Origin of the sequence: Bradyrhizobium sp. RP6 (assembly GCF_003837805.1) — a bacterium.
GTDB lineage: Bacteria > Pseudomonadota > Alphaproteobacteria > Rhizobiales > Xanthobacteraceae > Bradyrhizobium.
Genome location: NZ_RQIT01000003.1, coordinates 214,159 through 240,760 on the forward strand (window position 1 = coordinate 214,159; position 26,602 = coordinate 240,760).

Annotated in this window: 22 protein-coding genes; 13 read left to right on the forward strand and 9 right to left on the reverse strand. The window is 64.6% G+C overall.

Annotated elements, in window-relative coordinates; genetic code table 11:
* Positions 1-65: 65 nt before the first annotated feature.
* The 8 genes from glpK to EHH60_RS09930 form a co-directional block, all read right to left on the reverse strand.
* The gene (gene glpK, locus EHH60_RS09895) at positions 66-1,571 is read right to left on the reverse strand and encodes a glycerol kinase GlpK (RefSeq protein ID WP_124159277.1); all 1,506 of its coding nucleotides are present in this window, start codon (positions 1,569-1,571) and stop codon (positions 66-68) included.
* 145 nt (positions 1,572-1,716) lie between these two features.
* The gene (locus EHH60_RS09900) at positions 1,717-2,172 is read right to left on the reverse strand and encodes an endonuclease domain-containing protein (RefSeq protein WP_245454445.1); all 456 of its coding nucleotides are present in this window, start codon (positions 2,170-2,172) and stop codon (positions 1,717-1,719) included.
* A gap of 81 nt (positions 2,173-2,253) precedes the next feature.
* Positions 2,254-3,027, reverse strand: coding sequence for an SDR family NAD(P)-dependent oxidoreductase (locus tag EHH60_RS09905; protein WP_124159278.1), 774 nt, complete (start codon positions 3,025-3,027; stop codon positions 2,254-2,256).
* A gap of 123 nt (positions 3,028-3,150) precedes the next feature.
* Positions 3,151-4,293 (reverse strand): pimeloyl-CoA dehydrogenase small subunit, encoded by a 1,143-nt coding sequence (pimD, locus tag EHH60_RS09910; protein WP_124159279.1) that lies wholly within the window; start codon positions 4,291-4,293, stop codon positions 3,151-3,153.
* A gap of 163 nt (positions 4,294-4,456) precedes the next feature.
* Positions 4,457-5,647 (reverse strand): pimeloyl-CoA dehydrogenase large subunit, encoded by a 1,191-nt coding sequence (gene pimC / locus EHH60_RS09915; protein WP_124159280.1) that lies wholly within the window; start codon positions 5,645-5,647, stop codon positions 4,457-4,459.
* 16 nt (positions 5,648-5,663) lie between these two features.
* Entirely contained in the window at positions 5,664-6,851 is a 1,188-nt protein-coding gene (locus tag EHH60_RS09920; RefSeq protein ID WP_124159281.1) for an acetyl-CoA C-acyltransferase, read from the reverse strand.
* The gene (gene pimA, locus EHH60_RS09925; RefSeq protein WP_124159282.1) at positions 6,848-8,530 is read right to left on the reverse strand and encodes a dicarboxylate--CoA ligase PimA; all 1,683 of its coding nucleotides are present in this window, start codon (positions 8,528-8,530) and stop codon (positions 6,848-6,850) included. Before pimA ends, EHH60_RS09920 begins: the two co-directional genes overlap by 4 nt.
* 220 nt (positions 8,531-8,750) lie before the next feature.
* Positions 8,751-10,847 (reverse strand): 3-hydroxyacyl-CoA dehydrogenase NAD-binding domain-containing protein, encoded by a 2,097-nt coding sequence (locus EHH60_RS09930; protein WP_124159283.1) that lies wholly within the window; start codon positions 10,845-10,847, stop codon positions 8,751-8,753.
* 130 nt (positions 10,848-10,977) lie between these two features.
* Between EHH60_RS09930 and EHH60_RS09935 the strand changes: the two genes are divergently transcribed.
* The 10 genes from EHH60_RS09935 (at position 10,978) to EHH60_RS09980 (ending at position 22,293) form a co-directional block, all read left to right on the forward strand.
* Positions 10,978-11,844: an IclR family transcriptional regulator gene (locus EHH60_RS09935; protein WP_199751403.1), complete on the forward strand. Its 867-nt coding sequence runs from the start codon at positions 10,978-10,980 to the stop codon at positions 11,842-11,844.
* Between the two features lie 66 nt (positions 11,845-11,910).
* Positions 11,911-12,708: an ABC transporter ATP-binding protein gene (locus EHH60_RS09940; protein ID WP_124159284.1), complete on the forward strand. Its 798-nt coding sequence runs from the start codon at positions 11,911-11,913 to the stop codon at positions 12,706-12,708.
* On the forward strand, positions 12,705-13,418 hold the full coding sequence (locus tag EHH60_RS09945) for an ABC transporter ATP-binding protein (RefSeq protein WP_124159285.1): 714 nt from the start codon (positions 12,705-12,707) through the stop codon (positions 13,416-13,418). The genes EHH60_RS09940 and EHH60_RS09945 overlap by 4 nt, the downstream gene beginning before the upstream one ends.
* A 13-nt stretch (positions 13,419-13,431) precedes the next feature.
* Complete coding sequence (locus tag EHH60_RS09950) at positions 13,432-14,310, forward strand: branched-chain amino acid ABC transporter permease (protein ID WP_124159286.1); 879 nt, start codon at positions 13,432-13,434, stop codon at positions 14,308-14,310.
* Positions 14,311-14,312: 2 nt separating this feature from the next.
* Complete coding sequence (locus EHH60_RS09955; RefSeq protein WP_124159287.1) at positions 14,313-15,332, forward strand: branched-chain amino acid ABC transporter permease; 1,020 nt, start codon at positions 14,313-14,315, stop codon at positions 15,330-15,332.
* Between the two features lie 38 nt (positions 15,333-15,370).
* Positions 15,371-16,606 (forward strand): ABC transporter substrate-binding protein, encoded by a 1,236-nt coding sequence (locus tag EHH60_RS09960; RefSeq protein WP_124159288.1) that lies wholly within the window; start codon positions 15,371-15,373, stop codon positions 16,604-16,606.
* Positions 16,607-16,723: 117 nt separating this feature from the next.
* Entirely contained in the window at positions 16,724-17,950 is a 1,227-nt protein-coding gene (locus tag EHH60_RS09965) for an ABC transporter substrate-binding protein (RefSeq protein WP_124159289.1), read from the forward strand.
* Positions 17,951-18,191: 241 nt separating this feature from the next.
* Positions 18,192-19,418 carry an ABC transporter substrate-binding protein gene (locus EHH60_RS09970; protein ID WP_124159290.1) on the forward strand — a complete coding sequence of 409 codons (1,227 nt, stop codon included), beginning with the start codon at positions 18,192-18,194 and terminating at the stop codon, positions 19,416-19,418.
* A gap of 175 nt (positions 19,419-19,593) precedes the next feature.
* Positions 19,594-20,823 (forward strand): ABC transporter substrate-binding protein, encoded by a 1,230-nt coding sequence (locus tag EHH60_RS09975; protein WP_124159291.1) that lies wholly within the window; start codon positions 19,594-19,596, stop codon positions 20,821-20,823.
* Positions 20,824-21,009: 186 nt separating this feature from the next.
* Positions 21,010-22,293, forward strand: a complete 1,284-nt coding sequence (locus tag EHH60_RS09980; protein ID WP_124159292.1) for a glycerate kinase type-2 family protein — start codon at positions 21,010-21,012, stop codon at positions 22,291-22,293.
* A 32-nt stretch (positions 22,294-22,325) separates the two neighbouring features.
* On the opposite strand, the gene EHH60_RS09985 is transcribed toward EHH60_RS09980, so the two are convergent.
* Positions 22,326-22,847, reverse strand: coding sequence for a MarR family winged helix-turn-helix transcriptional regulator (locus tag EHH60_RS09985; RefSeq protein WP_124159293.1), 522 nt, complete (start codon positions 22,845-22,847; stop codon positions 22,326-22,328).
* A gap of 177 nt (positions 22,848-23,024) precedes the next feature.
* On the opposite strand from EHH60_RS09985, the gene EHH60_RS09990 reads away from it, so the two are divergent.
* From EHH60_RS09990 to EHH60_RS10000, 3 genes are read left to right on the forward strand one after another with little or no spacing between them, the layout of a single operon-like run.
* Positions 23,025-24,065 carry a branched-chain amino acid ABC transporter permease gene (locus EHH60_RS09990; protein WP_199751387.1) on the forward strand — a complete coding sequence of 347 codons (1,041 nt, stop codon included), beginning with the start codon at positions 23,025-23,027 and terminating at the stop codon, positions 24,063-24,065.
* A gap of 7 nt (positions 24,066-24,072) precedes the next feature.
* A complete protein-coding gene (locus EHH60_RS09995; RefSeq protein WP_124159294.1) occupies positions 24,073-25,842 on the forward strand; it encodes a branched-chain amino acid ABC transporter ATP-binding protein/permease in 1,770 nt (589 codons plus the stop codon).
* Complete coding sequence (locus EHH60_RS10000; protein WP_124159295.1) at positions 25,839-26,570, forward strand: ABC transporter ATP-binding protein; 732 nt, start codon at positions 25,839-25,841, stop codon at positions 26,568-26,570. The genes EHH60_RS09995 and EHH60_RS10000 overlap by 4 nt, the downstream gene beginning before the upstream one ends.
* The last annotated feature ends 32 nt before the right edge of the window (positions 26,571-26,602 follow it).

The window sequence follows — 26,602 nt, forward strand, 5'->3', positions numbered from 1 at the left end:
TCTGGATAGATTCCGCGGTATGGGTCCCGGCGTTCGCCGGGACGACGGCGTGGATAGATCCGTGCCTACCCCTCCCCCTCGTCGCTCGCGAGCACGCCCTTCACCGCGCGCGCCCACCCCGCGAGCTTCCGCTCGCGCGTCGCCTGGCTCATGTTCGGCTTGAAGCGATGCTCGAGGCGCCAGTTGTCGGCGAACTTGGTCGGTTCGGGATAGACGCCGGCGTTGAGGCCGGCGAGGTAGGCGGCGCCCAGCGCCGTGGTCTCCTGGATCACGGGGCGATCGACCGGTGCGTCCAGGAGATCGGCGAGACGCTGCATGGTCCAGTCGGACGCGGTCATGCCGCCGTCGACGCGGAGCACGACGCTGGCGGTTTCCGAGCTCGGCCAGTCCGCGCGCATCGCGGCCCAGAGGTCGAAGGTCTGGTAGCAGACGCTCTCCAGCGCGGCATGGGCGAGCTCGGCCGGGCCGGTGTTGCGGGTGAGGCCGAACAGCGCGCCGCGCACGCGCGGATTCCAGTAGGGCGCGCCCATGCCGACGAAGGCCGGCACGAGATAGACGCTCTGCATGGAGTCCGACTGATCGGCGAGCGGGCCGGTCTCGGCGGCGTGCTTGATGATGCCGAGGCCGTCGCGCAGCCATTGCACAGCGGAGCCGGCGACGAAGATCGAGCCTTCCAGCGCGTAGGTGCGTTTGCCCTCGAGCTGATAGGCGACGGTGGTGAGCAGCTTGTTCTTGGAGACCACGGGCGTGGTGCCGGTGTTGAGCAAGGCGAAGCAGCCGGTGCCGTAGGTGGACTTCATCATGCCCGGGCGGAAGCAGGCCTGGCCGATGGTGGCGGCCTGCTGGTCGCCGGCGATGCCTGATATCGCGATGGGGCCGCCGAACAGGTCGGGCGTGCTCTCGCCGAAGCGGGCGGAAGAGTCCTTCACCTCGGGCAGCATCGAGCGCGGCACGCCGATGATCTCCAGCAGCTCGTCGTCCCACTGGCCGGTGTGGATGTTGAACAGCAGCGTACGCGAGGCATTGGTGGCGTCGGTGGCGTGCACCTTGCCGCCGGTGAGGCGCCACAGCAGGTAGCAATCGATGGTGCCGAACATGAGCTCGCCGCGCGCGGCGCGGGCGCGGGCTCCGGGAACGTGATCGAGGATCCAGGCGACCTTGGTGCCGGAGAAATAGGGATCGATGATCAGGCCGGTCTTCTGCGAGATCACGCCCTCGCGGCCGTCGGCTTTCAGTTTGGCGCAGATGTCGGCGGTGCGGCGGTCCTGCCAGACGATGGCGCGGTGCACGGCCTGGCCGGTGGCGCGGTCCCACACCACGGTGGTCTCGCGCTGGTTGGTGATGCCGATCGCGGCGATATCCTTTGCGGTGATGCCGGCGTGCTCGATCGCCTCACGGCAGACCATCACGGTCGAGGTCCAGATGTCCTCAGGCTCGTGCTCGACCCAGCCCGAGGCCGGAAAGTGCTGCGGAAACTCGGCCTGCGCCTTCGCCGCGATGGAGATGTCGCCGCGAAACACGATCGCGCGCGATGAGGTGGTGCCCTGGTCGATGGCGAGGACGAAAGACATGGCGGCTACCTTGGCGTTGTTCCCCCGGGGGGCACGTTTGATTGAGGCAGAGAAAACGGGATTGCCGGCCAGAGGTCAAGGCGTGCGCGGCAGGCGCTTTCTTACCCTCCCCCTCCAAGGGAAGGGTAAGAAAGGCGCCTCTCGATTACGTTGGCGTTTTTCGCTTGCGCCGGTGAGCGAGGTGCATCGTTTCCGACGCGCGCGTGCCGTAGAGCTCAACATAGATCCGCTCCGTCACCGCGGTCAGATCGTTTGAGAGCTCCGAATTCCAGAAGCGGATGACGCGATAGCCTTCGTTCTCGAGCCAGCGTTGACGTTCGAGATCGTGGACGGCCGTAGCGTCTTCGTTGTGGTGCCCGCCGTCGAGTTCGATGATGAGGCGCTTGGCCGGGCAGAAGAAATCGACGACGTACGGGCCGATCGGTGCCTGGCGGCGGAAGTGTGAGCCTTCCATCGGAAGTTCTTTGAGGGCACGCCACAGTATCCGTTCATGCGGTGTCGTGTTGGCCCGCAGCTTCTTTGCGGCAGCACGTCGGATTGATGTTGAGACCATTGCTATGGCTTCATCCCACCCCGCCCGCGCTTCGCGCGAGCGTCCCACGGGCGAGCTATGCTCGTCCCGGACCCCTCCAGGGAGGGTGAAGTGAAGCGTGCGCGCGGCACAATTGCAAGTGGTGTTGCGCTACACCGCGGCCGTCGTCACGCCGCCGTCGATGACGATGGTCTGGCCGGTCATGAAGCTCGAGGCGTCCGAGGCGAGGTAGGCGACGGCGCCGGCGATTTCGTCGGGTTCGCCGATGCGGCGGAGCGGCGTGGTGGCGGTGCGGCGCTTCAAATTGGCTTCGTCTTCCCAGAGCGCGCGGGCGAAATCGGTCTTGACGAGGCCCGGCGCGATGCAGTTGACACGGACGCCTTTCGGGCCCCATTCGCCGGCGAGCGAGCGGCACAGCGCAAAGTCGGCGGCCTTGGAGATGCCATAGGCGCCGATCACGGTGGAGCCGCGCAAGCCCCCGATCGAGGAGATGATGATCACCGAGCCATTGCCGCGCTCGGCCATCTCAGGGATCGCGAGCGCGGAGAGCCAGATGTTGCTCTTGACGTTCGAGCCCATGATCTTGTCGAAGGCTTCATCGCTGATGTCGAGCAGCGGACCGTAATAGGGATTGACGGCGGCGTTGCAGACGAGGATGTCGATCTTGCCGTAGTGCTTCGTCGCGCCCGCGATCAGCGCCTCGACCTCGTTCTTGCGCGCGATGTTGCAGGGGATGACGATGGCGTCGCCGCCAGCGGCATTGATGCCGTCGGCGACTTCCTTGCAGGCGTCGGCCTTGCGCGAGGAGACCACGACCTTGGCGCCGAGCCTGGCGAGCAGTTCCGCCGACGAGCGGCCGATGCCGCGGCTGGAGCCGGTGACGACGGCGACCTTGCCGGTGAGATCGAACGGGGTGTTTTTCATTTGTTGGTCTCCGCTACGGCCGCATATGCCGTCATTGCGAGCGCAGCGAAGCAATCCAGGATCTTTCCGCGGAGATAGCCTGGATTGCTTCGTCGCTACGCTCCTCGCAATGACGGTGGTGGCTTAAATCAACCCGCCCGCATCGGCGACGCGGCGCTGGTGGTACTCGGTGTCGCCGAACGTGTTCTCGATCATGGTGAGGCGCTTGAAGTAGTGGCCGATTTTCGCCTCCATGGTCATGCCGATGCCGCCGTGGAGCTGGATCGACTGCTGGCCGACGAATTTCAGCGACTTGCCGATCTGCACCTTGGCCGCGGCGATCGCATTCGTGCGCTCCTTGGCGTCCTCGAAATCACCCGCCATGGTCGCGAACATCGACATCGAGCGCGCCTGCTCGGCGGCGACGAACATGTCGGAGGCGCGGTGCTGCAGCGACTGGAAGGAGCCGATGGCGACGCCGAACTGCTTGCGCGTCTTGATGTACTCGACGGTGGTCTTGAGCGATTCGTCCATCAGGCCGACCGCCTCGGCGCAGAGCGCGACGCGGGCTTCGTCCACCACGCGCTCGATCAGCGCGAGTGAATCCTCGGGATTGCCGAGCACGGCCTCAGTGCCGACCTCGACGCCGGTGAAGGTGATATCGGCGGCGTGCAGGCCGTCCTGGGTCGGATAACCCTTCCTGGTTACGCCCTTGGCGGTCCCTGGCACCAGGAACACGCCGATGCCGCTTCTGTCACGACGATCGCCCTTGGTCCGGGCAGTGACCACAAGCGTGTCGGCGTTCTCGCCGTTGAGCACGACGAACTTCTCGCCGTCGATGATCCAGCCATCGCCCTTCTTCTTCGCCGTCGTGGTGACGTCGAACAGATCGTAGCGCGAGTTCTTCTCGAGCTGCGCGAAAGCGAGCGTCTTGCTGCCGTCGATGATCGAAGGCACGTGCGCGGCCTTCTGCGCATCGGTGCCGGCATGGCGCAGGAAGCCGCCGCCGATCACGACCGTGGCGAGATAGGGCTCCAGCACCAGTGCCTTGCCGAGCGCCTCCATCACGATCATGGTCTCGACGCCGCCGCCGCCGAAGCCGCCATCGGCCTCCGCGAAGGGCAGGCCGAGCAGGCCCTGCTCGGCGAGCTTGAGCCAGACCGTTTTGCTCCAGCCGCCCTTCTCCTTCATGTACTTCTTGCGCTGCTCGAAATTGTAGGAATCGGTCAGCAGGCCGTCGATGCTCTCCTTGAGAAGCCGCTGCTCCTCGGACAGATCAAAATCCATGTTTCTCTCCAATTCGGCGGGAATTGCCCTGCCGTCGCCTCATCCTCAGTCGTCATCCCCGCGAAAGCGGGGATCCAGTAAACGCAGCCGCCTGCCGTACTCACGACCGCCGCGGCGTACTGGGTCCCCCGCCTTCGCGGGGGACGACACCGTCATTGTTGACTCACAGCCCCAGCACCGCCTTGGCGATGATGTTGCGCTGGATCTCGTTGGAGCCGCCGTAGATCGAGACCTTGCGGTTGTTGAAGTAGCTCGGCGCGATCTGGGCGGTCCAGTCCATGGCTTCGTTGGAGCCGTCGTCGCCGTGCTCGTCGAAAGGCGCGGCGAACGGGCCGATCACTTCCATCAGCAGCTCGGTGGTGGTCTGCTGGATCTCGGAGCCCTTGATCTTCAGCACCGAGGAGGCCGGGTTGGGCTTGCCCTTGCCGTGCTTGCCTTCATCGGCGACGACGCGAAGCTGGGTGAGCTCGAGCGCCTTCAGCTCGATCTCGCAGGCCGCGAGCTTCTCGCGGAACGCCGCGTCCTGGATGATCGGCTTGCCGCCGGATTCGACTTTGGAGGCGAGCTCCTTGATGCGGCGGATGCGCTCCTTGGAGACGCCGACGCGGGCGATGCCGGTGCGCTCATTGCCGAGCAGGAATTTGGCGTAGTCCCAGCCCTTGTTCTCCTCGCCGATCAGGTTCTCGACCGGAACCTCGACGTCGTCGAAGAACACTTCGTTGACTTCGTGGCCGCCGTCGATGGTCTGGATCGGACGCACGGTGACGCCCTTCGACTTCATCGAGAACACGATGAAGGAGATGCCCATCTGCTTCTTGGCGTTGTTGTCGGTGCGGCAGAGGCAGAAGATCATGTCGGCATGCTGGGCCAGCGTGGTCCAGGTCTTCTGGCCGTTGATGATCCACTTGTCGCCACGGCGCTCGGCTTTCGTCTTCAGCGAGGCAAGGTCGGAGCCGGAGCCGGGCTCGGAGAAGCCCTGACACCACCAGTCGTCGACATTGGCGATGCGCGGCAGGTATTTCTTCTTCTGCTCCTCATTGCCGAAGGTGTAGATGACGGGGCCGACCATGCTGACGCCGAAGGCGAGCGGCTGCGGCGCGGGGTGAGCCTGAAGCTCCTCGTTGAAGATGTAGTGCTGCACGGCGGTCCACCCCGTTCCGCCATATTCCTTCGGCCAATGGCTGACGCCCCAGCCCTTCTTGTTGAGAATGCGCCACCAGGTCACCATCTCGTCCTTCGAGAGATGACGGCCCTCGACCATCTTGCGCCGCGTCTCCGGCGGCACGTTGTCGCGGAAGAACTGCCGCACTTCCTCGCGAAACGCCTGCTCTTCTTTCGTGAATGCGAGATCCATCGGATCCTCCTGTGAATTACTGCAATACTTCGAACAGCCCCGCCGAGCCCATGCCGCCGCCGACGCACATGGTGACCACCGCGTATTTGGCTTTGCGGCGGCGGCCCTCGATCAGGGCGTGGCCGGTGAGGCGCGCGCCGGACATGCCGTAGGGATGGCCGACCGCGATCGCGCCGCCGTCGACGTTGATCTTCTCGGGGTCGATGCCGAGCTTATCGCGGCAATACAGCACCTGCACCGCGAAGGCTTCGTTGAGCTCCCAGAGCCCGATGTCATCGACGGTGAGGCCGTGGCGCTTGAGCAGGCGCGGCACGGCGAAGACCGGGCCGATGCCCATCTCGTCCGGCTCGCAGCCGGCGGAGACGAAGCCGCGGAAGATGCCGAGCGGCTTGAGGCCGCGCTTTGAGGCTTCCTTGTCGCTCATGATGACCGAGGCGCTGGCGCCGTCGGAGAGCTGGCTGGCATTGCCGGCGGTGATGCTGAAGCCCTCGCCGCGCACGGGCTTGAGGCCGGCGAGGCCTTCGATCGTGGTCTCGGGGCGCGGCCCCTCGTCCTGCGACAGCGTGATCTGCTTCATCGAGACAGTGCCGGTCGCCTTGTCGGTGACGGCCATCTGCGTCGTGATCGGCGCGATCTCCTCCTTGAACCTGCCGCCCTGCTGCGCCGCGGCGGTGCGGCGCTGGCTCTCCAGCGAATATTCGTCCTGCTTCTCGCGCGAGATGCCGTAGCGCTTGGCGACGACTTCGGCGGTGTCGATCATGGGCATGTAGACCTCGCCCTTAATCTTGAGCAGCGCGGGGTCCTGGGCATGGAAGCCGTTCATCTTATCGTTCTGCACCAGCGAGATCGACTCGCCGCCGCCGCCGACTGCGATCTCGACGCCGTCGAAGATCACCGAACGCGCGGCGAGCGCGATCGCCTGCAGGCCAGAGGCGCATTGCCGGTCGATGGTGGTGCCGGCGACGGTGACGGGCAGGCCGGCGCGGAGCAGGGCCTTGCGCGCGATGTTGCCGCCGGTCGCGCCCTGCTGGAGGGCTGCACCCATCACGACGTCCTCGACCTCCTTCGGGTCGATCTTGGCGCGCGCGACGGCTTCGCCGATGGCATGGCCCAGAAGGGTCGCACCCTCGGTGGCGTTGAGCGCGCCGCGATAGGCCTTGCCGATCGGGGTGCGGGCGGTGGAAACGATGACGGCGTCGGTCAAGAACGAACTCCTGATGCGGTTTTGCTGGATTGTGACGGTTTCTGCTGCTGGCGCAATTCGTGGCGCGACAATTTCCCGACCGGCGTGCGCGGCAGGTCGTCGACGAACTCGACTTCGGCCGGCAGTTCGTGCTTGCCGAGCTTGCCAGTGAGCTGCGCGCGCAGCTCGTCGAGCGAGAACGGCTTTGCGCCGGGCTTCAACTTGATGAAGGCCTTTGCGGCCTCGCCGCGGTACTGGTCGGGAATGCCGAGCACGATCACCTCGTGCACGCCAGGGATGGTGTAGATCGCCTGCTCGATCATCTGCGGATAGACGTTGAAGCCGCCGGAGATGATCATGTCCTTCTTGCGGTCGACCAGGAAGAAATAACCGTCTTGATCCATGTAGCCGATGTCGCCGGTGAGGAAGCGGCCGTCGACGAAGGCATCCGTGGAGCCCTCCGGCCTGTTCCAATAGCCCTTGGTGACGTTCGGGCCCTTGATGCGGATCTCGCCGACCTCGCCGGGCGGCAGCACGCGCCGGGGATCGTCGAGCGCGACGACGTCGAGCTCGATCCCGGGCAGCGTCAGGCCGATCGAGCCCGGTTTCTCGGGGCCCTCGGGCGGATGGCCGGTGCCGGGCGAGCAGGTCTCGGTCATGCCCCAGCCGCTCTTGAGCTTCTTGCCGACCTTGCGTTCGAAGAAGCCCGCGATCTCGACCGGCAGCGGCGCGCCGCCGGAGCCGATGGTGGCGAGCGAGGAAAAGTCGCGCTTGTCGAGATCGGGCAGCGCGGCGATCGCGATCCACATCGTCGGCACGCCCGGAAAGTAGGTGGCGCGCTTGACCTCGATGTCGCGTATCACCGCCTCGACGTCGAAGCGCTGGTGCAGCGAGATCAGATTGCCGCGGCGGAGCGAGGACAACAGCACGACGGTAAGCGCGTAGATGTGGAACAGCGGCAGCACGCAGATGACGCGCTCGATGGCAGCGCCACGCGCGGCACGCCCCGGCTTGCCCCAAACGTCGTAGATCGACACCGCCGCGGTGAGATTGCCGTGCGTGAGCATCGCGCCCTTGGGCAGGCCGGTGGTGCCGCCGGTATATTGCAGCAGCGCGACGTCGTCGGCCCTCACGTTCGGCCACTGTGCCGGCGGGGTCGCCCCCTCGACGAAGGTCTTGAAGGTCACGATGCGGGGATCGTCGGGGATTGCCGTCTGCGGCGTGCCGACCTTGCCCCAATGATCGTCCTCGCAGACGACCAGGCGGTCGATCAGCCCCTTCTCCAGAAATTTCAGCGCGGTCGGCAGCAAGGCCTGGAGGTTCGAGGTGACGAGCAGGCGCGAGCCGGAGTCGGAGACCTTGTGCGTCAGCGCGATCTCGCCGTCGAGCGGGGACAGATGCGCAACGCGGCTACCTGCCTTCAGCGCGCCGAAGAAATTGACGGGATGATCAGGCGTGTTGCCGAGGAACAGCGCGACGGAAGAGTTCTTGCCGCAGCCGGCACGCAGGAACGCCGCGGCAGCGCGGTCCGCCTGAGCTGCCAGCTCGGCATAGCTGATCGGACGGTCCCGGAATTCCAACGCGGTGCGCGGGCCGTACTCGGCGGCGGCCTTCGCCAACAGGTCGGGCAGCGTGCCCTGGACGATAGTCTCGTCCCAACGCACGCCCTCGGGGTAAAACTGTTCGCCGGGATGGGTCATTAGCGGTCGATACTCTTCGCTGCCTGGGCAGCAATTCCATGTGAGGCAGGCACGGGCGCTCGGGCTCCCTCCCCCCTTGTGGGGGAGGGTTGGGGAGAGGGGTAGCCACAAACTCGAACCTCGCCCGGAGCCACCCCCCTCCCTGACCCTCCCCCACAAGGGGGGAGGGAACGGAGAGAGCGTTGCCCGGAGCGCGACATCGCGGCAGTTACCAATCCGATCACGCCGCTTTCGACGCCGCCGCGAGCGAGGCAAACGTCTTGCCTTCGGCCGCGAGCTTCTTCAGCAGCGGGGCGGGCTCGAGGCTCGGGTCGTTGGTCTCCTTGGCATAGAAGGACAGGCGATCGGCGATGTGCTTGAGGCCGACGCTGTCGGCCCAGTACATCGGGCCGCCGCGGTAGATCGGCCAGCCATAGCCATAGAGCCAGACCACGTCGATGTCGGACGGACGCGCCGCGATGCCCTCTTCGAGGATCTTCGCGCCCTCGTTGATCATCGGATACATCATGCGCTCGAGGATCTCCTCGTCGCTGACGACGCGCTTCTTGCGGCCGAGGCGGGCAAGCGTCTCGTCGATCAGCTTCTCGACCTCGGGGTCGGGCAGCGGGGCGCGGCTGCCTGCTTCATACTTGTAGTAGCCCTTGCCGGTCTTCTGGCCGAAGCGGCCGGCTTCGCACAGCGCGTCCGCGATCTCCGACTTGATGCCGCGGTCCTTGCGCGAGCGCCAGCCGATGTCGAGGCCGGCGAGGTCGCCCATCGCGAACGGCCCCATCGGCATGCCGAACTTGGTGACGACGGCATCGACCTGCTGCGGCAGCGCGCCTTCGAACAGCAGCTTCTCGGACTGCTTGCCGCGCTGCGCCAGCATGCGGTTGCCGACGAAGCCGTCGCAGACGCCGACCACGGCCGGCACTTTTGCAATCTTGCGCGCGATCGTGACAGCCGTCACGAGAGCGTCCGGCGCGGTCTTGTCGGCACGCACGATCTCGCACAGCTTCATGACGTTGGCCGGCGAGAAGAAGTGCATGCCGAGCACGTCCTGCGGACGCTTGGTCGACTTCGCGATCTCGTCGATGTTGAGGTAGGAGGTGTTGGAGGCGAGCACCGCGCCGGGCTTGGCGTACTGGTCGAGCTTGGCGAACACTTCCTTCTTCACCGCCATGGTCTCGAACACGGCCTCGATGACGAGATCGGCGTCGCCGACATTCTCGATGCCGACCTTGCCGTCGATCAGCGCCATACGCTTGGCGGGCGCGTCCGCCGGGATGCCGCCGCGCGCTGCCGTCGCCTCCCAGTTCTTCTGCATGACGCCCATGCCGCGCTTGAGCTGCTCCTCGGCGGTCTCGATCAGCGTGACTGGGATGCCGGCATTGGCGAACGACATCGCGATGCCGCCGCCCATGGTGCCGGCGCCGAGGATGGCGACGCGGTTCACAGGGCGCGACTTGGTGCCTTCGGGGACACCCGCGATCTTGGCGGCTTCGCGCTCGGCGAAGAACGCATAGCGCTGCGCCTTGGACTGGTCGCTGGCGACGAGCTTCAGGAAGCCCTCGCGCTCCTTCTTCAACCCTTCGTCGAACGGAAGGTCGATGGCGTAGCCGACGGCGTCAGCCGCCGCGAACGGCGCCTCCAGGCCGCGTGACTTCTTGGTCATGGCGGCGACGGCATTGGTGAAGATCGAGCGGTCGGCCTTGGCCGCCGCGATCTTGGAATCGTCGTCGCGCAAGCGGCGCAGCGGGCGCTTCTCGGCCAGCAGCTTGCGCACGAAGGCTTCGCCGCGCGAAGCCGGGCCCTCGACGATCTCCTCGATCAGGCCGTTCTTCAGCGCTTCCGCCGCACCGATGGGGTCGCCGCCGACGATCATCTTGACTGCGAGTTCCGGCCCGACCGCGCGCGGCAGGCGCTGGGTGCCGCCCGCGCCCGGCAGCAGGCCCAGCTTCACCTCAGGCAGGCCGAGCTTGGCTTCTTTCACCGCGACGCGGAAATGACAGGCCAGCGCAACCTCGAGGCCGCCGCCGAGCGCGGTGCCGTGGATCGCGGCAACGACGGGCTTCGGCGAATTCTCGATCTCGGACAGCACGTCGTTGAGGGCCGGCGGCTTCGGCGGCTTGCCGAATTCGGTGATGTCGGCTCCGGCGATGAAGGTACGGCCGGCGCAAGTCAGCACGATGCCCTTGATGGCGGGATCGGCGATTGCGGCCTTGATGCATTCCAGAATGCCGCCGCGGACTGCGGCACTCAGCGCATTGACCGGAGGACTGTTGACCGTGACGATCCCGATTTCGTCATGACGCTCAAGCTTGACCACTTCGCTCACGGTGTCCCTCCTTGGTGGGGATTTACTTTTGTTCGATTTCGCGGTGCGGAATTTAATTCCGCATCTTGACGGCAGGGTTATTTTGAAGCACGGACGTTGTCAACGACTCCGCGCAAGAAGCAGATCAGGGATGAAGCGTACAGGAAAGAAGACTGCGACCGATCGGAATTTCGTCGTCGCGCTTTCCCGCGGACTGGATGTATTGCGCGCGTTCCAACCCAATGACGGCCTGCTCGGCAATCAGGAGATTGCGGCCCGCACCAATCTGCCCAAGCCCACCGTGTCGCGGCTGACCTACACGTTGACCAAGCTTGGATATCTGACGCCGGTTCCCCGCTTCGAGAAGTACCAGCTCGCACCCGCTGCGATGGCGCTCGGTTACGCGGCGTTAGCCAATCTGGGCGTTCGGCATTTGTCGGAGCCGTTCCGGGAGGAAGTAATGCGCGCGACCGGCGGTGCCGTCGCCGTCGGCGGCCGCGACCGTCACAGCATGATCTATTTCGGGCAGAGCCGCGGTAGCGAGACGGTCGGCGTTCAACTTGACGTCGGCGCGCGCGTGCCGATTGCAACCAGTGCGATGGGCCGCGCTTATTTCTGGGCGCTCGACGACGAGGGTCGCGCTGAAGTGTCGCGCATCCTGCGCGAACATTACGGCAGCCGCTGGCCGAAGATGCGCGACGGATTGGAGCGTTCCGGCGAAACCGTGGCGAAGTACGGTTTTGCGATATCCGTCGGCGACTGGCACGACGACATCGGCGCCGCCGGCGTCGCACTCAAGCTCAACGACGGAACCGGACCTTACGCATTCAATTGCGGCGCGCCGGCATTCCGCTTCACGGAAGAGCGCTTGATCAACGACATTGGACCGCGTCTGCTTGCGATGGTAAGGAACATCGAAGCGGCGCTCGGGGGTCTGATGCCGCACTCAAAAAAAGACGTCAGCAAAAAGCTGAAATCAGGAGGAAAAGTTGCACGTGTGGCCGAGGGGTTCAGATAGCCTTTGTCATCATCGGGAGCGGTCCGCATCGCCCCATCGCTCACTGAACGACGTGAGCGAGACGAGATGACGCAGGCACAGCTCGCGCGGGGGACATCGCCCCTGCTCGCAGTTCGCGACGTCAGCGTCGTGTTCGGCGGCATCATCGCGCTCAACGGCGTGTCGTTCGACATGCACAAGGGTCAGATCTTGGGATTGATCGGCCCCAACGGCGCCGGCAAGACCACGCTCTTCAACTGCCTCTCGCGGCTGTACCAGCCGTCGTCCGGCGACATCCTGATGGAAGGCGTCAGCATCCTCTCGCGGCCGCCGCACCGGATCGCCGAGATCGGCATCGGCCGCACCTTCCAGAACGTGGCACTGTTCCCGAATTTGTCGGTGATGGACAACGTCCGCGTCGGTGCGCATTCGAAGACCTCGAGCGACATCATCAGCGATTCCCTGAGGCTTGCCTGGGTTCGGCGCAGCGAGACTGACGTCAACAGGAAGGTGCACGAGATCCTCGCCTATCTCGATCTCGAGGACGTCGCCCACACCGTCGTGTCCGGCCTGCCCTTCGGCACGCAGAAGCGCGTCGAGCTGGCGCGCGCGCTGGCGGCCGATCCGAAGATCCTGCTGCTCGACGAGCCGGCCGGCGGCCTCAATCATGAGGAGGTCTATGTGCTCGGCGATCTCATCCGCCGCATCCGCGATGAGCGCCACATGACCGTGCTGCTGGTCGAGCACCATATGGGTCTTGTGATGTCGATCGCCGACCACGTCGTCGCGCTGAATTTCGGCAAGAAGCTCGCGGAAGGCACCCCTGCCCAGGTGCAGGCGGACCCCGACGTCATCAAGGCGTATCTCGGGAGCAAAGACCAATGACGACACTGCTCAACGTCAAGGACCTGCGCGCTTATTACGGCCAGGTCCAGGCGCTCCATGGCCTGTCCTTCTCGCTGAACGAGGGCTCCCTCACGACGCTGCTCGGGGCCAACGGCGCCGGCAAGACCACCACGCTCCGCGCGATCTGCAACATGGTGCGCTCCACCGGCGGCATCGAGTTCGAAGGCAAGCCGCTGAACAACCGCTCGACCGAAAGCATCGTGCGGTTCGGCATCGCCCACGTGCCGCAGGGCCGCGGCACCTTCACCACCATGACGGTGGAGGAGAACCTGCAGCTCGGCGCCATCACCCGCAAGGACAGCGCCGGCATCGTCTCCGACATCGAGCGCATGTACGCCCACTTCCCGGTGCTGAAGCAGCGGCACACCCAGGTGGCCGGCACGCTGTCCGGCGGCGAGCAGCAGATGCTCGCGGTCGCCCGCGCCCTGATGCTGCGGCCGCGGCTGATGCTGCTGGACGAGCCCTCCTTCGGACTCGCGCCGCTGGTGGTGCGCGACCTGTTCGGCATCCTCGGCAAGATCAACCGCGAGGACAAGGTGTCGATCCTGGTGGTCGAGCAGAACGCCCAGCTCGCGCTCGAACTCGCCGACCAGGCCTATGTGATCGAGACCGGACGCATCGTGATGTCGGGCAAGGCCAAGGACATCGCGAACAACGAAGAAATCCGCAAATCCTATCTGGGTTACTGAGGGAGCCGGGACAATGGAGCTGTTCACCAACCAGATCCTGGCTGGAATCGCCACCGGCGCCATCTACGCCTGCATGGCGCTGGCCGTGGTGATGATCTACCAAGCCATCGACCATCTCAACTTCGCACAAGGCGAGATGGCGATGTTTGCCACTTTCGTCTCATGGCAGCTGATGCAGTGGGGCGTGCCCTATTGGGCTGCGTTCGTGATCACGCTGGCCTTCGCCTTCGTCGGCGGCGTCGCGATCGAGCGCATCCTGTTCAAGCCGCTCGCGAAGGCGCCGGTGCTGACCAACGTCGCCGGCTTCATCGCCCTGTTCGCGATCATCAATTCCTCGGCCGGCCTGATCTGGGACTTCACCATCAAGCAGTACCCGACCCCGTTCGGCTCCTCGCCGTTCCTCGGCAGCCAGCTGATCTCGACCCACCAGGCCGGCATGATCGGCGTCACGGTGCTGCTGCTGATCGGCCTCTATTTCTTCTTCCAGTACACGCGGATCGGCCTCGCCATGCGGGCCGCCGCCTCGGTGCCTGAATCCGCCCGCCTCGTCGGCATCAACACGAGCTGGATGATCGCGCTCGGCTGGGGCATGGCCTCGGCGATCGGCGCCATCGCCGGCATGCTGATCGCGCCGGTCGTGTTCCTGGAGCCCAACATGATGGGCGGCGTTCTGATCTACGGTTTTGCAGCCGCCGTGCTCGGCGGATTGACCAGCCCGTTCGGCGCCGTCGTCGGCGGCTTTCTCATGGGTATCTTCGAGAACCTCGCCGGCACCTACATCCCCGGCGTCGGCAACGAGCTGAAACTTCCGATCGCGCTCGCGCTGATCATCTCCGTCCTGGTCGTCAAACCCGCTGGCCTGTTCGGCCGGCACATCGTCAAGCGAGTTTGATCATGAGCGCAGCAGAAGAAGTCGTTGCCGAAGGCCACCAGGCTGTCGAGGCCGTTCCGAAGCGGGCCATGACACTGGGCACCGGCACCTCGCTGGTGGTGCTGGCTGCGCTGTTGATCGTGCCGCTGCTCGTCAAGAACTTCATCATCTTCCAGATGACGATGCTCCTGATCTACGGGCTCGCCGTGCTGGCGCTGAACATCCTGACCGGCGGCTCCGGCCAGTTCTCGCTCGGACAGAGCGCGTTCTACGCCGTCGGCGCCTATACCTCGGCGGTGTTGATGGAGCATGCCAACATCAACTACGCACTGACCATTCCGATCTCCGCGGTGGTCTGCTTCGGATTCGGTTACCTGTTCGGCAAGCCGGCCCTGCGGCTGTCGGGCGTCTACCTCGCGCTCGCGACGTTCGCGCTCGCCACCGCGATGCCGCAGCTGTTGAAGCTGAACTTCCTGGAACACTGGACCGGCGGCGTGCAGGGCCTCGTCGTCACCAAGCCGGACGCACCGTTCGGCCTGCCGATGTCGCAGGACATGTGGCTGTATTACTTCACGCTCGTCGTGACGATCGCGATCTACATTTTCGCGGTGAACCTGCTGCGCTCCCGCTCGGGCCGCGCATTCATGGCGATCCGCGACAACGAGATTGCGGCATCGGCCATGGGCGTCGACGTCGCGCGCTACAAGACGCTGGCCTTTGGCGTCTCCGCCGCCGTCACCGGTATCGCCGGCTCGCTCGGCGCCATCGCCGTGCAGTTCGTGGCCCCCGACAGCTACACCATCACGCTCGCGATCTCGCTGTTCCTCGGCATGGTCGTCGGCGGCGTCGGCTGGCTGCCCGGCTCGTTCGTCGGAGCGGCCTTCATCATCTTCGTGCCAAACATGGCGGAAAGCATCTCCAAGGGGCTCTCCGGCGCGGTGTTCGGCGTGCTGTTGTTCCTCGTCATCTACCTCGTGCCGCATGGCGCGCGGCAGGTCGCGATCCTGGGCCAGCAACTCGTCAACAAGCTCAAGAAGAACTGAAAACTCTCAAGGACTGTCGTCTAACCAAGGAGACCCAATTGCTTTTCGGAAGAACACTGCGAGCCGCCGCGCTGGTCACGGCAACGGCGGCCGTCACCCTCACCTCCGGCGCTGCACTCGCCCAAAAGAAATACGACACCGGCGCGTCCGATACCGAGATCAAGATCGGCAACATCATGCCGTATAGCGGTCCGGCCTCGGCCTATGGCATCATCGGCAAGACCGAAGAGGCCTATTTCAGAATGGTCAACGACAAGGGCGGCATCAACGGTCGCAAGATCAACTTCGTCACCTATGACGACGGCTATTCGCCGCCGAAGGCCGTCGAGCAGGTCCGCAAGCTGGTCGAGAGCGACGAGGTGCTGGCCGTCTTCAACCCGCTCGGCACGCCCTCGAACACGGCGATCCAGAAATACCTCAACGCCAAGAAGATCCCGCAGCTCTTCGTCGCCACCGGCGCCACCAAGTGGAACGATCCGAAGAACTTCCCCTGGACGATGGGCTGGCAGCCCTCCTACCAGAGCGAAGCGCACATCTACGCCAAATGGCTGATGAAGGAGAAGCCGGACGCCAAGATCGCGATCCTCTATCAGAACGACGATTTCGGCAAAGACTACCTCAAGGGCACCAAGGACGGTCTCGGCGCGAAGGCCTCGTCCATGATCATCATGGAAGAGAGCTACGAGGTCTCCGAGCCGTCGATCGACGGTCACATCGTCAAGATCAAGGCGGCCAATCCCGACGTGCTCCTGATCTACACCACGCCGAAGTTCGCGGCCCAGACCATCAAGAAGACCGCCGAGCTCAGCTGGAAGCCGCTCCAGATCCTCACCAACGTGTCGATCTCGGTTGGCAGCGTGATGAAGCCAGCCGGCTTCGAAAACGCGCAGGGCGTGTTGTCGGCAGCCTATGCCAAGGACTCCACCGACCCGCAATGGGCCAATGATCCCGGCATGAAGAGGTGGAACGAGTTCGTCGACAAGTACATGCCGGGTGCCGACAAGTCCGATACCAGCATGGTCTATGGCTACGGCGCCGCGTCGACCCTGGCCAAGGCGCTGGAAATGTGCGGCGACGATCTCACCCGTGCCAACCTCATGAAGCAGGCGGCTTCGTTGAAGGATTTTGCGCCGGACACGCTGCTGCCCGGCGTCAAGATCAACACCAGCGCCACCGACTTCGCCCCGATCGCCCAGCTCCAGATGCAGCGCTTCAAGGGCGAGAAGTGGGAACTGTTCGGCGAGATCATCAGCGGCGACGTCGCCTCCGAGTGACCCGCTGACGCAACGATCCGGCGTAGATGGCCCCCGCGGGCAACCGCGGGGGCTTTTTGTTGACGGCGGGTATCAATCTTGTTCAATGCGACCCATCCACCCCGAGGAAGGAGAACAATGCTCGCGGTTCGTTTCCAGGTTGCGTCCCTCTGGGTCGCGCTCGCCTTGTGCACTGCAATGAGCAGCGAAGCGCTGGCGCAGAAGAAATACGACAGCGGCGCATCTGATACCGAGATCAAGATCGGTAACATCATGCCCTATAGCGGGCCGGCCTCCGCCTATGCCTCGATCGGCCGGACCGAGGAGGCCTATTTCAACAAGGTCAATGCCGAGGGCGGCATCAACGGCCGCAAGATCAAGTTCATTTCCTATGATGACGCCTACTCGCCGCCGAAAACGGTGGAGCAGGCGCGGAAGCTGGTCGAGAGCGACGGGGTGCTCCTGATCTTCGGCTCACTCGGCACCTCCACCAACAGCGCCATCCGCAAATACATGAACGAGAAGAAGGTGCCGCAATTGTTCGTGGCGAGCGGCGCGTCGAAATGGAACGATCCAGAGCAATATCCCTGGACCATGGGTTGGCAGCCGAACTACGCGAGCGAGGCGCGCATTTACGGCAAATACCTCATGAAGGAGAAGCCGGACGGAAAGATCGGCGTGCTCTACCAGAACGACGATTTCGGCAAGGACTATCTGAACGGGCTGAAGGAGGGCCTCGGCGCCAAGGCTTCGATGATCGTGCTGGAAGAGGCCTACAGCACCTCGGAGCCGGCCGTCGACGAGCACGTCGTCAAATTGAAAGCCTCCGGCGCCGACGTCTTCATCAGCATCACCACACCGAAATTCACGGCGCAGGCGATCAAGAAGGCGGCAGAGATCAACTGGCATCCGGTCCACGTCATCTCCAACGTCTCCGCCTCGGTCGGCGGCGTGATCGAACCGGCGGGGTTCGAGATCTCGCAAGGCATCCTGTCGGCGAGCTACACCAAGGACGGCTCCGATCCGCAGTGGAATGCCGATGACGGCATGAGAAAGTTCTACAGTTTCCTCGCCCAGTATGACCCCAAGGCCAACAAGCTCGATGCCGGCGTCGTGTTCGGCTATGCCGCCGCGCAGACCATGGTGAAGGTGCTGCAGATGTGCGGCGACGATCTCACCCGCGAGAACGTCATGAAGCAGGCCACCAGCCTGAAGGATTTCGAACCCGATACGCTGCTGCCCGGCATCAAGATCAATACCGCGCCGGACAATTACGCCCCGATCGAGCAGCTCCAGATGATGCGGTTCAAGGGCAGGAAATGGGAGCTGTTCGGCAATATCATCTCCAGCGAGATGGGCCACTGAGCGGCGGTGCAATTCAAGATCGCCGCCTCTGCAAGAAGCAACTCCAGCGGTGGGTTGGCGCCGCAAATCTCACGCGCCGGAATATTCCAGCATCGAAGGATCGCCGGCCCTGCGACGCTCATGCGGTGCGTTCTCCTTGCTGACGGCCGTCGATAGGTATTGAATGCACGATGGAGCGACGAGCAACGATCGCCCCCAACAAGAACAATCGACACATTCAAATCTTCCTAGGGAGATCAAGATGCCTGCAATGCATGTGCGATTGGGGGCCTTCTCGGCTGCCCTCGTGCTGGCTGCCGCCCTTTCCACGGCAGCATCCGCGCAGAAGAAATACGACACCGGCGCATCCGACACCGAAATCAAGATCGGGAACATCATGCCCTACAGCGGACCGGCCTCCGCCTACGGCGTGATCGGCAAGACCGAGGAGGCCTATTTCCGCAAGGTCAACGCAGAAGGCGGCATCAACGGCCGCAAGATCAATTTCGTCTCCTATGACGATGCCTACTCGCCGCCGAAGACCGTGGAGCAGGCGCGCAAGCTGGTCGAGAGCGACGAAGTGCTGCTGATCTTCAATTCGCTTGGCACGCCGCCGAACTCGGCGATCCAGAAATACATGAACCAGAAGAAGGTGCCGCAGCTGTTCGTCGCGACCGGCGCCACCAAATGGAACGATCCGCAGAACTTCCCGTGGACGATGGGCTGGCAACCGAACTACCAGAGCGAGTCGATCATCTACGCCAAGTACATCCTGAAGAATCATCCGAACGCCAAGATCGCCGTGCTCTACCAGAACGACGATTACGGCAAGGACTATCTGAAGGGCTTCAGGGACGGGCTCGGCGCCAAGACGTCGATGATCGTGATGGAGGAAAGCTACGAGGTATCGGAGCCGACCATCGACTCCCACATCGTCAAGCTCAGGGCGACCGGCGCCGACGTGTTCTTCAACATCACGACGCCGAAATTCGCGGCACAGGCGATCAAGAAGAACGCCGAGATCGGATGGAAGCCGCTGCATTTCCTCAACAACGTCTCGGGCTCGATCGGCAGCGTGATCAAGCCGGCCGGCTTCGAGAACGCCCAGGACATCATCTCGTCGCAATATTTCAAGGATCCGACCGACGCGCAGTGGAAGAACGACAAGGCGATGATTGGCTGGAACGAATTCCTGGATAAGTACTATCCGGAGGCGAACCGCGCCGACGCCTCGGTGATGTACGGCTACATCGTGGCCCAGGGTCTCGTTCACGTGCTCAAGGCCTGCGGCGACAATCTGACCCGCGAGAACATCATGAAGCAGGCCGCCAGCATCAAGGACTTCGAGCCGGCCGGCCTGCTGCCGGGCATCAAGGTCAACACGTCGGCCTCCGATTTCGCGCCGCTCTCGCAACTGCAATTGATCCGCTTCAAGGGCGAGCATTGGGAGCGATTTGGCGACGTCTTGAGCGGCGATGTCGGCGGCTGACCTTAACCAGCCGCTAAAGATGTAAGCCTCAATCGACTAAAGACGCATCCCCTGCGGCCTTGCCGCAGGGGTTTTCCTTGAAGCTTTCCGGCAAATCGTATTGAATTGCAGCCGCGTCGCCAAAAAACGAGACAAGAAAAGGGACGCACACACCAAGAAAAATAGGGAGATTGGAATGCCTGCTGTTACCGGCAAGCTTGCGGCCGCATCATTGGCGCTCGCGCTCATTGCGGCTTCGACCTCAACTGCATCGGCCCAGAAGAAATACGATACCGGCGCGACCGACACCGAGATCAAGATCGGCAACATCATGCCCTACAGCGGACCGGCCTCCGCCTATGGCATCATCGGGCGCACCGAAGCCGCCTATTTCAAGAAGATCAACGACGAAGGCGGCATCAACGGCCGCAAGATCAATTTCGTCTCCTACGACGACGCCTACTCACCGCCGAAGACGGTGGAGCAGGCCCGCAAGCTGGTCGAGAGCGACGAGGTGCTGTTCATCTTCAATTCGCTCGGCACGCCGCCGAACTCGGCGATACAGAAATACATGAACTCGAAGAAGGTGCCGCAGCTGTTCGTCGCCACCGGCGCCACCAAGTGGAACGATCCGCAGAACTTCCCCTGGACGATGGGCTGGCAGCCCAACTACCAGAGCGAGACGCAGATCTACGCCAAATACATTCTGAAGGAGCTGCCGAACGCCAAGATCGGCGTGCTCTATCAGAATGACGATTACGGCAAGGATTACCTGAAGGGCCTGAAGGACGGCCTCGGCGCCAAGGCCGCAAGCATGATCGTGCTGGAGGAAAGCTACGAGACGTCGGAGCCGACCATCGACAACCACATCGTCAAGCTGAAGGCGACCGGAGCCGACGTCTTCATCAACATCACCACGCCGAAGTTCGCGGCGCAGGCGATCAAGAAGAACGCCGAGATCGGCTGGAAGCCGATCCACTTCCTCAACAACGTCTCGGCCTCGGTCGGCAGCGTGATCAAGCCGGCCGGCTTCGACAACGCGCAGGACATCATCTCGGCCGCCTACCTGAAGGACGTCTCCGATCCGCAGTGGAAGGACGACGCCGGCATGAAGGCGTTCCTCGACTTCATGACCAAGTACTTCCCTGAAGGCGACAAGCTCGACGGCGGCACCGTGGTCGGCTACGGCGTGGCACAGACGCTGGTGGAAGTGCTGAAGAAGTGCGGCGACAACCTCACGCGCGAGAACGTCATGAAGCAGGCGGCGAGCCTGAAGGACTTCCGCACCGAGGTGCTGCTGCCCGGCATCAAGATCAACACCGGCGCGAACGACTTCGCACCGATCAGCTCGCTCCAGCTCATGAAGTTCAAGGGCGAGAAGTGGGATCTGTTCGGCGACGTGATCAGCGCCGACCCCAGCGGCTAGCCTCCAGCCCGAGTCCATCGGTCCAAATGGCCCTCCGCGAGAGCATCGCGGGGGGCCTTTTCGCCATCACGCGATTGCATATTCGAATGATGGCAAAGCCGGCTTACGCTCCGGCGCCCGATGCGCTAGGCAGGTGAACGGCGGCGCGTGTCGCCACTCCGTTCAAGTCTGCCGAAGGCCATCGCCATGACCGACCGACGTCCCCTGCTCCGCGCGCTCTACGACGCCGCCGTCGCCGCCGCCCATCCCGATGTGGTGCTGGCACCGCATTTGCGGCCGGCGCCCAAGGGGCGCGTGATCTGCCTTGCTGCCGGCAAGGGCGCCGGCGCCATGGCCGCAGCGGCCGAGCGGCACTATCTCGACACGCTCAAGCTCGCCCCGGAACGCCTCGTCGGCATCGCCACCACGCGCCACGGCTATGGCGTGCGGACGCGCCGCATCCGCGTGGTCGAGGCCGGGCATCCCGTGCCGGATGAGGCCGGCCTGAAGGGTGCCGCCGACACGCTCGCGCTCGCTGCCGAAGCCGGGCCGGACGATCTGCTGCTCGTGCTGCTCACCGGCGGCGGCTCGGCGAACTGGATCGCACCGGCGGACGGCATCAGCTTCGCGCAGAAGCAGGCGGTGAACAAGGCGCTGCTGCGCTCGGGCGCGCCGATCGGCGAGATGAACGTCGTGCGCAAGCACCTCTCGCGGATCAAGGGCGGACGCCTGGCGCGCGCCGGCGGGAATGCCGCCGAGATCGTGACGCTCGCGATCTCGGACGTGCCGCATGACGATCCGTCCGCGATCGCCTCCGGCCCGACGGTGCCCGATCCGACCACGCTGGCGGACGCGCGCGCGATCGTGGCGAAGTACAGGCTCGATATCGACGATGCGGTGCGCCGCGCGCTCGACGATCCCGCCAATGAAAGCTGCAAGCCGGGTGACCCGGCCTTTGCGCGCGCACATTTCGAGCTGATCGCGCGGCCCAGGCAGTCGCTCGACGCCGCGGTGAAGCTCGCACGCGCCTCCGGCTACGAGACGATCGATCTCGGCGCAGACCTCGAAGGCGAGGCGCGCGAGGTCGCCGCCGATCACGCCAGGCTGGCGCTGGAAGCACGGGCCCAGGGCAAGCGCGTCGCGATCCTCTCCGGCGGCGAGCTCACGGTGACCGTGCGCGGCCAGGGACGCGGCGGACCGAACCAGGAATACGCGCTGGCGCTCGCCGGCCTGTTGCAGGACATGGCCGGTGTCGCGGCCCTCGCCGGCGACACCGACGGCGCCGACGGTGGCGCCGGCCACCCCACCGACCCCGCCGGCGCGCAGATCGACGCGGCAACGTTCGCAAGGATGAAGGCGCAGGGGCTTGCCCCGCAGGCCTATCTCGACAACAACGACGCGACCTCGTTCTTCGAGGCGACGGGCGATCTGCTGCAGCCGGGACCGACGCTGACCAATGTGAACGACATCAGGGTGATCCTGGTGGATTGAGATCGCGCTCACCCTCCCCTGGAGGGCAAGAGTCAGAATTCGTTGGCGATCTTCGAGAGCATCCCGATCAGGGCTTCGCGGTTGGCCTGACCGAGCAGATCGTTCAGCCGGGCCTCATGCTTGGTGGCGACGAGCTTTTTCGCCCGCGACAGCACGGCCTTGCCCTTGTCGGTCAGCACCAGGATGTGCGAGCGGCGGTCGTTGGTGGAGCGGATCCGCGCGCAAAGATCGCGGCTTTCGAGATTATCGAGCATCGCCACGAAGTTCGGCCTGAGAATGCCGAGGGTGGAGGCGATCTCGGTCTGGTTACGGCCGGGGTTCTTCTCGACCAGGAGCAGGACCGAAAACTGCGCCGGCGTCAGCTGGAGCGAGGCCATGCAGCGCAAGAAGTTCTCGAACACCTTGAGCTGGGCCCGCTTCAGGACATAGCCGAGCTGTTCGGAGAGCTCGCCGAGCTGGAGCGCTTCGGCTTGGACGTCGCCCGCGTCCTTGCGGCCCTTGGCCGCGTCGGCGGGTTTTTCGGAGGACTTTTCAGCGGCTTTCGAAACGGTCATCGCCTCGTGCTCATAATCCCGCTAAATTCGGGACGGGTCGTTCCCCACCCTTGATGTTATATTTGATAATTGTTATGGACCATATCAAATAACGTCAGCGTATTTCAATGGCTGTGAGGGGACCATCCACCGCAATTGCGGAGACCGGTCCTCAATCTTGAGGGGGAGCGTCCGGTCTTGAATACCACCATCATGCTGTTCCTGGTGCAGGACGGCATCACAAATGGCGCGATCTACGCGCTGCTCGGCCTGGCGCTGGTCCTGGTGTTCGCCGTCACCCGCGTCATCCTCATTCCCCAAGGCGAATTCGTCACCTATGGCGCGCTGACCTATGCCTCGCTGGCCGCGGGCCAGATGCCGGGCACGGCCAAGCTCGCGCTCGCGCTCGGCATCGGCGCGTTCGCCTTCGACCTGTTCGTGGCGCGCAAGGCGCTGCATGCGCGGCTGATCGCGCGCAGCCTCATCACCAACATCGTGCTGCCAGCCATCGTGCTGGCGTTGACGCTTTACTTCGCCGCGCAGAAGCCGCCGGTCGTGGTCTGCATCGCGCTGTCGCTGGTGATCGTCGCGATGATCGGGCTCTATCTCTACCGTATCGCGTTCCAGCCGCTGGCGCACACCTCGGTGCTGGTGCTGCTGATCGCGTCGGTCGGTGTCCATCTCGCGCTGCAGGGGCTCGGCTTGCTGTTCTTCGGCGCCGAGGGCCAGCGCGGACCTGCCGTGCTGTCCGGTGCTTTCACCGCCGGCGCGCTGCGCTTCACCGGCCAGAGCATCACCGTCTACGCCATCACCATCGCCTTCATCGTCGGGCTCTGGCTGTTCTTCGGCCTGACGCTCTACGGCAAGGCGCTGCGGGCAACCGCCGTGAACCGGCTGGGAGCGCGGCTCGCCGGCATCCGCACCACGCTGTCCGGGCAGATCGCCTTCCTGCTGGCGTCCGTGATCGGCGCGCTGTCGGGCATCCTGATCGTGCCGATCACGACGCTTTATTACGACAGCGGCTTCCTCATCGGCCTGAAGGGTTTCGTCGCCGCGATCATCGGCGGGCTCGTCAGCTACCCCCTCACCGCCGTCGCGGCGCTGGTGGTCGGCATCGTCGAGGCGTTCTCGTCCTTCTATGCCTCCAACTACAAGGAAGTGATCGTTTTCATGCTGCTGATCCCCGTGCTGCTGCTGCGCTCGCTCGCCGCGCCTGCGGTCGAGGAAGAGAAGGACTGACGCCAAGATGCAGAGCCGGCTTCCCATCCTCATCTTCGCAGCTCTCATGGCGGCCGTCCCGTTCGTCCCGGGCATGCCGCCGTTCTGGATCGTGCTGCTCGACAATATCGGCCTTGCGGCGCTCGTCGCGATGGGCCTCGTGCTGCTGACAGGCGTCGGCGGCCTGACCTCGTTCGGACAGGCAGCCTTCGTCGGCTTCGGCGCCTACACCACCGCGGTGCTGTCGACGGCCTACGGCCTGTCGCCCTGGCTGACGCTGCCGCTGTCGCTTCTGGTCAGCGGATCGCTCGCGGTGCTGCTCGGGCTGATCACCGTCCGTCTTTCCGGCCATTATCTGCCGCTCGGCACGCTGGCCTGGGGGCTCGGGCTGTTCTATCTCTTCAGCAAGCTGGAATTCCTGGGGAGAAACGACGGCATCTCGGCGATCCCGCCGCTGTCGATCGGCGCGTTCAAGATGCTCTCGCCCGGCTCGATCTACTACGCGATCTGGGTCGCCGTGATCCTCTCGGCCCTGCTGACGATGAACCTCCTGGACTCCCGCACCGGCCGCGCCATCCGCGCGCTCAGACGCGGCCATATCGCGGCGGAAGCCTTCGGCGTGCACACGCCGCGCGCAAAACTGCTGGTGTTCATCCATGCCGCGGTGCTCGCCGGCCTCTCCGGCTGGCTCTATGCGCATCTTCAGCGCGCGGTGAACCCGACGCCGTTCGGCGCGCAGGCCGGCATCGAGTATCTCTTCATCGCGGTGGTCGGCGGCGCCGGCTATGTCTGGGGCGGCGTCCTGGGCGCGGCGATCGTCGTGGTGCTGAAGGAGGTGCTGCAAAGCTATCTGCCGCTGATCCTGCCGGGCTCCGGCCAGGTCGAGACCATCGTGTTCGGGATCATGCTCGTGGCCCTGCTGCAGCTTGCGCCCGGCGGCCTCTGGCCCTGGCTGATGTCGTTCTTCCCCGAGCGCACCGATGGCAGGAAGCCGGACACCTCCCTGAAGCTGGAGCATCGCGCCCGCGCGCCCGCCGAGACCGGCGTCCTGCTTCAGGTGGAGAAGGCGCGAAAGCAGTTCGGCGGCGTGGTCGCGGTGAACAACGTTTCCTTCGAGGTCCAGGCCCGCGAGATCGTCGCACTGATCGGACCGAACGGCGCCGGCAAGAGCACGACCTTCAACCTGATCACCGGCGTGCTGTCGGCGACCTCGGGTTCGATCTCGGTGCTCGGTCGGAAGGTCGACAACGCGCCGCCACAGGAGATCGTCAAGCTCGGCATCAGCAGGACCTTCCAGCACGTCAAGCTCGTCCCCGACATGACCGTGCTGGAGAACGTCGCGATCGGCGCGCATTTGCGCGGCCATTCCGGACCCGTTTCCTCCATGCTGCGGCTCGACCGCGCCGATGAGGCCAAGCTGCTCGCCGAAGCTGCCCGCCAGATCGAGCGTGTCGGCCTCACCGAGCAGATGCACCAGCTGGCAGGCTCGCTCTCGCTCGGCCAGCAGCGCATCGTCGAGATCGCCCGCGCGCTCTGCGTCGATCCGATGCTGCTGCTGCTCGACGAGCCGGCCGCGGGCCTGCGTCACATGGAAAAGCAACGGCTGGCAGCTCTACTCCGCGAGCTGCGCGACGGCGGCATGAGCGTGCTGCTGGTCGAGCACGACATGGGGTTCGTGATGAACCTTGCCGACCGCATCGTGGTGCTCGATTTCGGCACCAAGATCGCGGAAGGCACGCCGGCGACGATCAAGACCAATCCCGAAGTGATCAAGGCCTATCTCGGAGTGGCGGCATGAGCACGCTGTTGTCCGTCACCGATGCCCATGTCGCCTATGGCAAGGTCGAGGCGGTGCGCTCGGTTTCGCTCGAGGTCGGGGCCAACCAGATCGTCACCATCGTCGGCGCCAATGGCGCCGGCAAGACCACGCTGCTCTCGGCCGTCATGGGCATTCTGCCGCTGAAGGGCCGCGTCGCCTTTGCCGGCCAGGATCTCGCACGGCTCGACATCGAGGACCGCGTCGCGATGGGTCTCGGCCTCGTCCCCGAGCACCGCGAATTGTTCGTGACCATGAATGTCGAGGACAATCTCGAGCTGGGCGCGTTCCGCATCGAGCGAAGCAAGGCCAAGGCCTCGATGGAGCGGGTCTACACGCTGTTCCCGCGGCTGAAGGAGCGGCGCAAGCAGCTCGCCGGCACGCTCTCCGGCGGCGAGCAGCAGATGCTCGCGATGGGCCGCGCACTGATGGGCGAGCCCAAGCTCCTGATGCTGGACGAGCCGAGCCTGGGGCTTGCGCCGATCATCGTCGCCGACATTTTCCGCATCGTCACCGAGCTGCGCGCCAGCGGCGTCTCGGTGCTGCTGGTCGAGCAGAACGCGCAGGCCGCGCTGAAGATCGCGGACCAGGCCTACGTGATGGAGCTCGGCGAGTTCGTGCTCAGCGGCAAGGCCAGCGACATCGCGGCAAACGAGCGGGTGGCCGCGAGCTATCTCGGCTTCCAGCACGAAGGCGCGAGCGTGGTGTGACTCTTACCCCCCTGGAGGGGGACGGTCGGCTC

Excerpts from the sequence above, each read along its gene's own strand:
- EHH60_RS09905 (WP_124159278.1), bottom strand. The coding sequence starts at position 3,027 with ATGAAAAACACCCCGTTCGATCTCACCGGCAAGGTCGCCGTCGTCACC.
- pimC (WP_124159280.1), bottom strand. The coding sequence starts at position 5,647 with ATGGATCTCGCATTCACGAAAGAAGAGCAGGCGTTTCGCGAGGAAGTG.
- EHH60_RS09985 (WP_124159293.1), bottom strand. The coding sequence starts at position 22,847 with ATGACCGTTTCGAAAGCCGCTGAAAAGTCCTCCGAAAAACCCGCCGAC.
- EHH60_RS09940 (WP_124159284.1), top strand. The coding sequence starts at position 11,911 with ATGACGCAGGCACAGCTCGCGCGGGGGACATCGCCCCTGCTCGCAGTT.
- pimA (WP_124159282.1), bottom strand. The coding sequence starts at position 8,530 with ATGACCCATCCCGGCGAACAGTTTTACCCCGAGGGCGTGCGTTGGGAC.
- EHH60_RS09970 (WP_124159290.1), top strand. The coding sequence starts at position 18,192 with ATGCCTGCAATGCATGTGCGATTGGGGGCCTTCTCGGCTGCCCTCGTG.
- EHH60_RS09965 (WP_124159289.1), top strand. The coding sequence starts at position 16,724 with ATGCTCGCGGTTCGTTTCCAGGTTGCGTCCCTCTGGGTCGCGCTCGCC.
- EHH60_RS09980 (WP_124159292.1), top strand. The coding sequence starts at position 21,010 with ATGACCGACCGACGTCCCCTGCTCCGCGCGCTCTACGACGCCGCCGTC.
- EHH60_RS09975 (WP_124159291.1), top strand. The coding sequence starts at position 19,594 with ATGCCTGCTGTTACCGGCAAGCTTGCGGCCGCATCATTGGCGCTCGCG.
- EHH60_RS09945 (WP_124159285.1), top strand. The coding sequence starts at position 12,705 with ATGACGACACTGCTCAACGTCAAGGACCTGCGCGCTTATTACGGCCAG.
- glpK (WP_124159277.1), bottom strand. The coding sequence starts at position 1,571 with ATGTCTTTCGTCCTCGCCATCGACCAGGGCACCACCTCATCGCGCGCG.
- EHH60_RS09950 (WP_124159286.1), top strand. The coding sequence starts at position 13,432 with ATGGAGCTGTTCACCAACCAGATCCTGGCTGGAATCGCCACCGGCGCC.
- EHH60_RS09935 (WP_199751403.1), top strand. The coding sequence starts at position 10,978 with ATGAAGCGTACAGGAAAGAAGACTGCGACCGATCGGAATTTCGTCGTC.
- EHH60_RS10000 (WP_124159295.1), top strand. The coding sequence starts at position 25,839 with ATGAGCACGCTGTTGTCCGTCACCGATGCCCATGTCGCCTATGGCAAG.
- EHH60_RS09995 (WP_124159294.1), top strand. The coding sequence starts at position 24,073 with ATGCAGAGCCGGCTTCCCATCCTCATCTTCGCAGCTCTCATGGCGGCC.
- EHH60_RS09955 (WP_124159287.1), top strand. The coding sequence starts at position 14,313 with ATGAGCGCAGCAGAAGAAGTCGTTGCCGAAGGCCACCAGGCTGTCGAG.
- pimD (WP_124159279.1), bottom strand. The coding sequence starts at position 4,293 with ATGGATTTTGATCTGTCCGAGGAGCAGCGGCTTCTCAAGGAGAGCATC.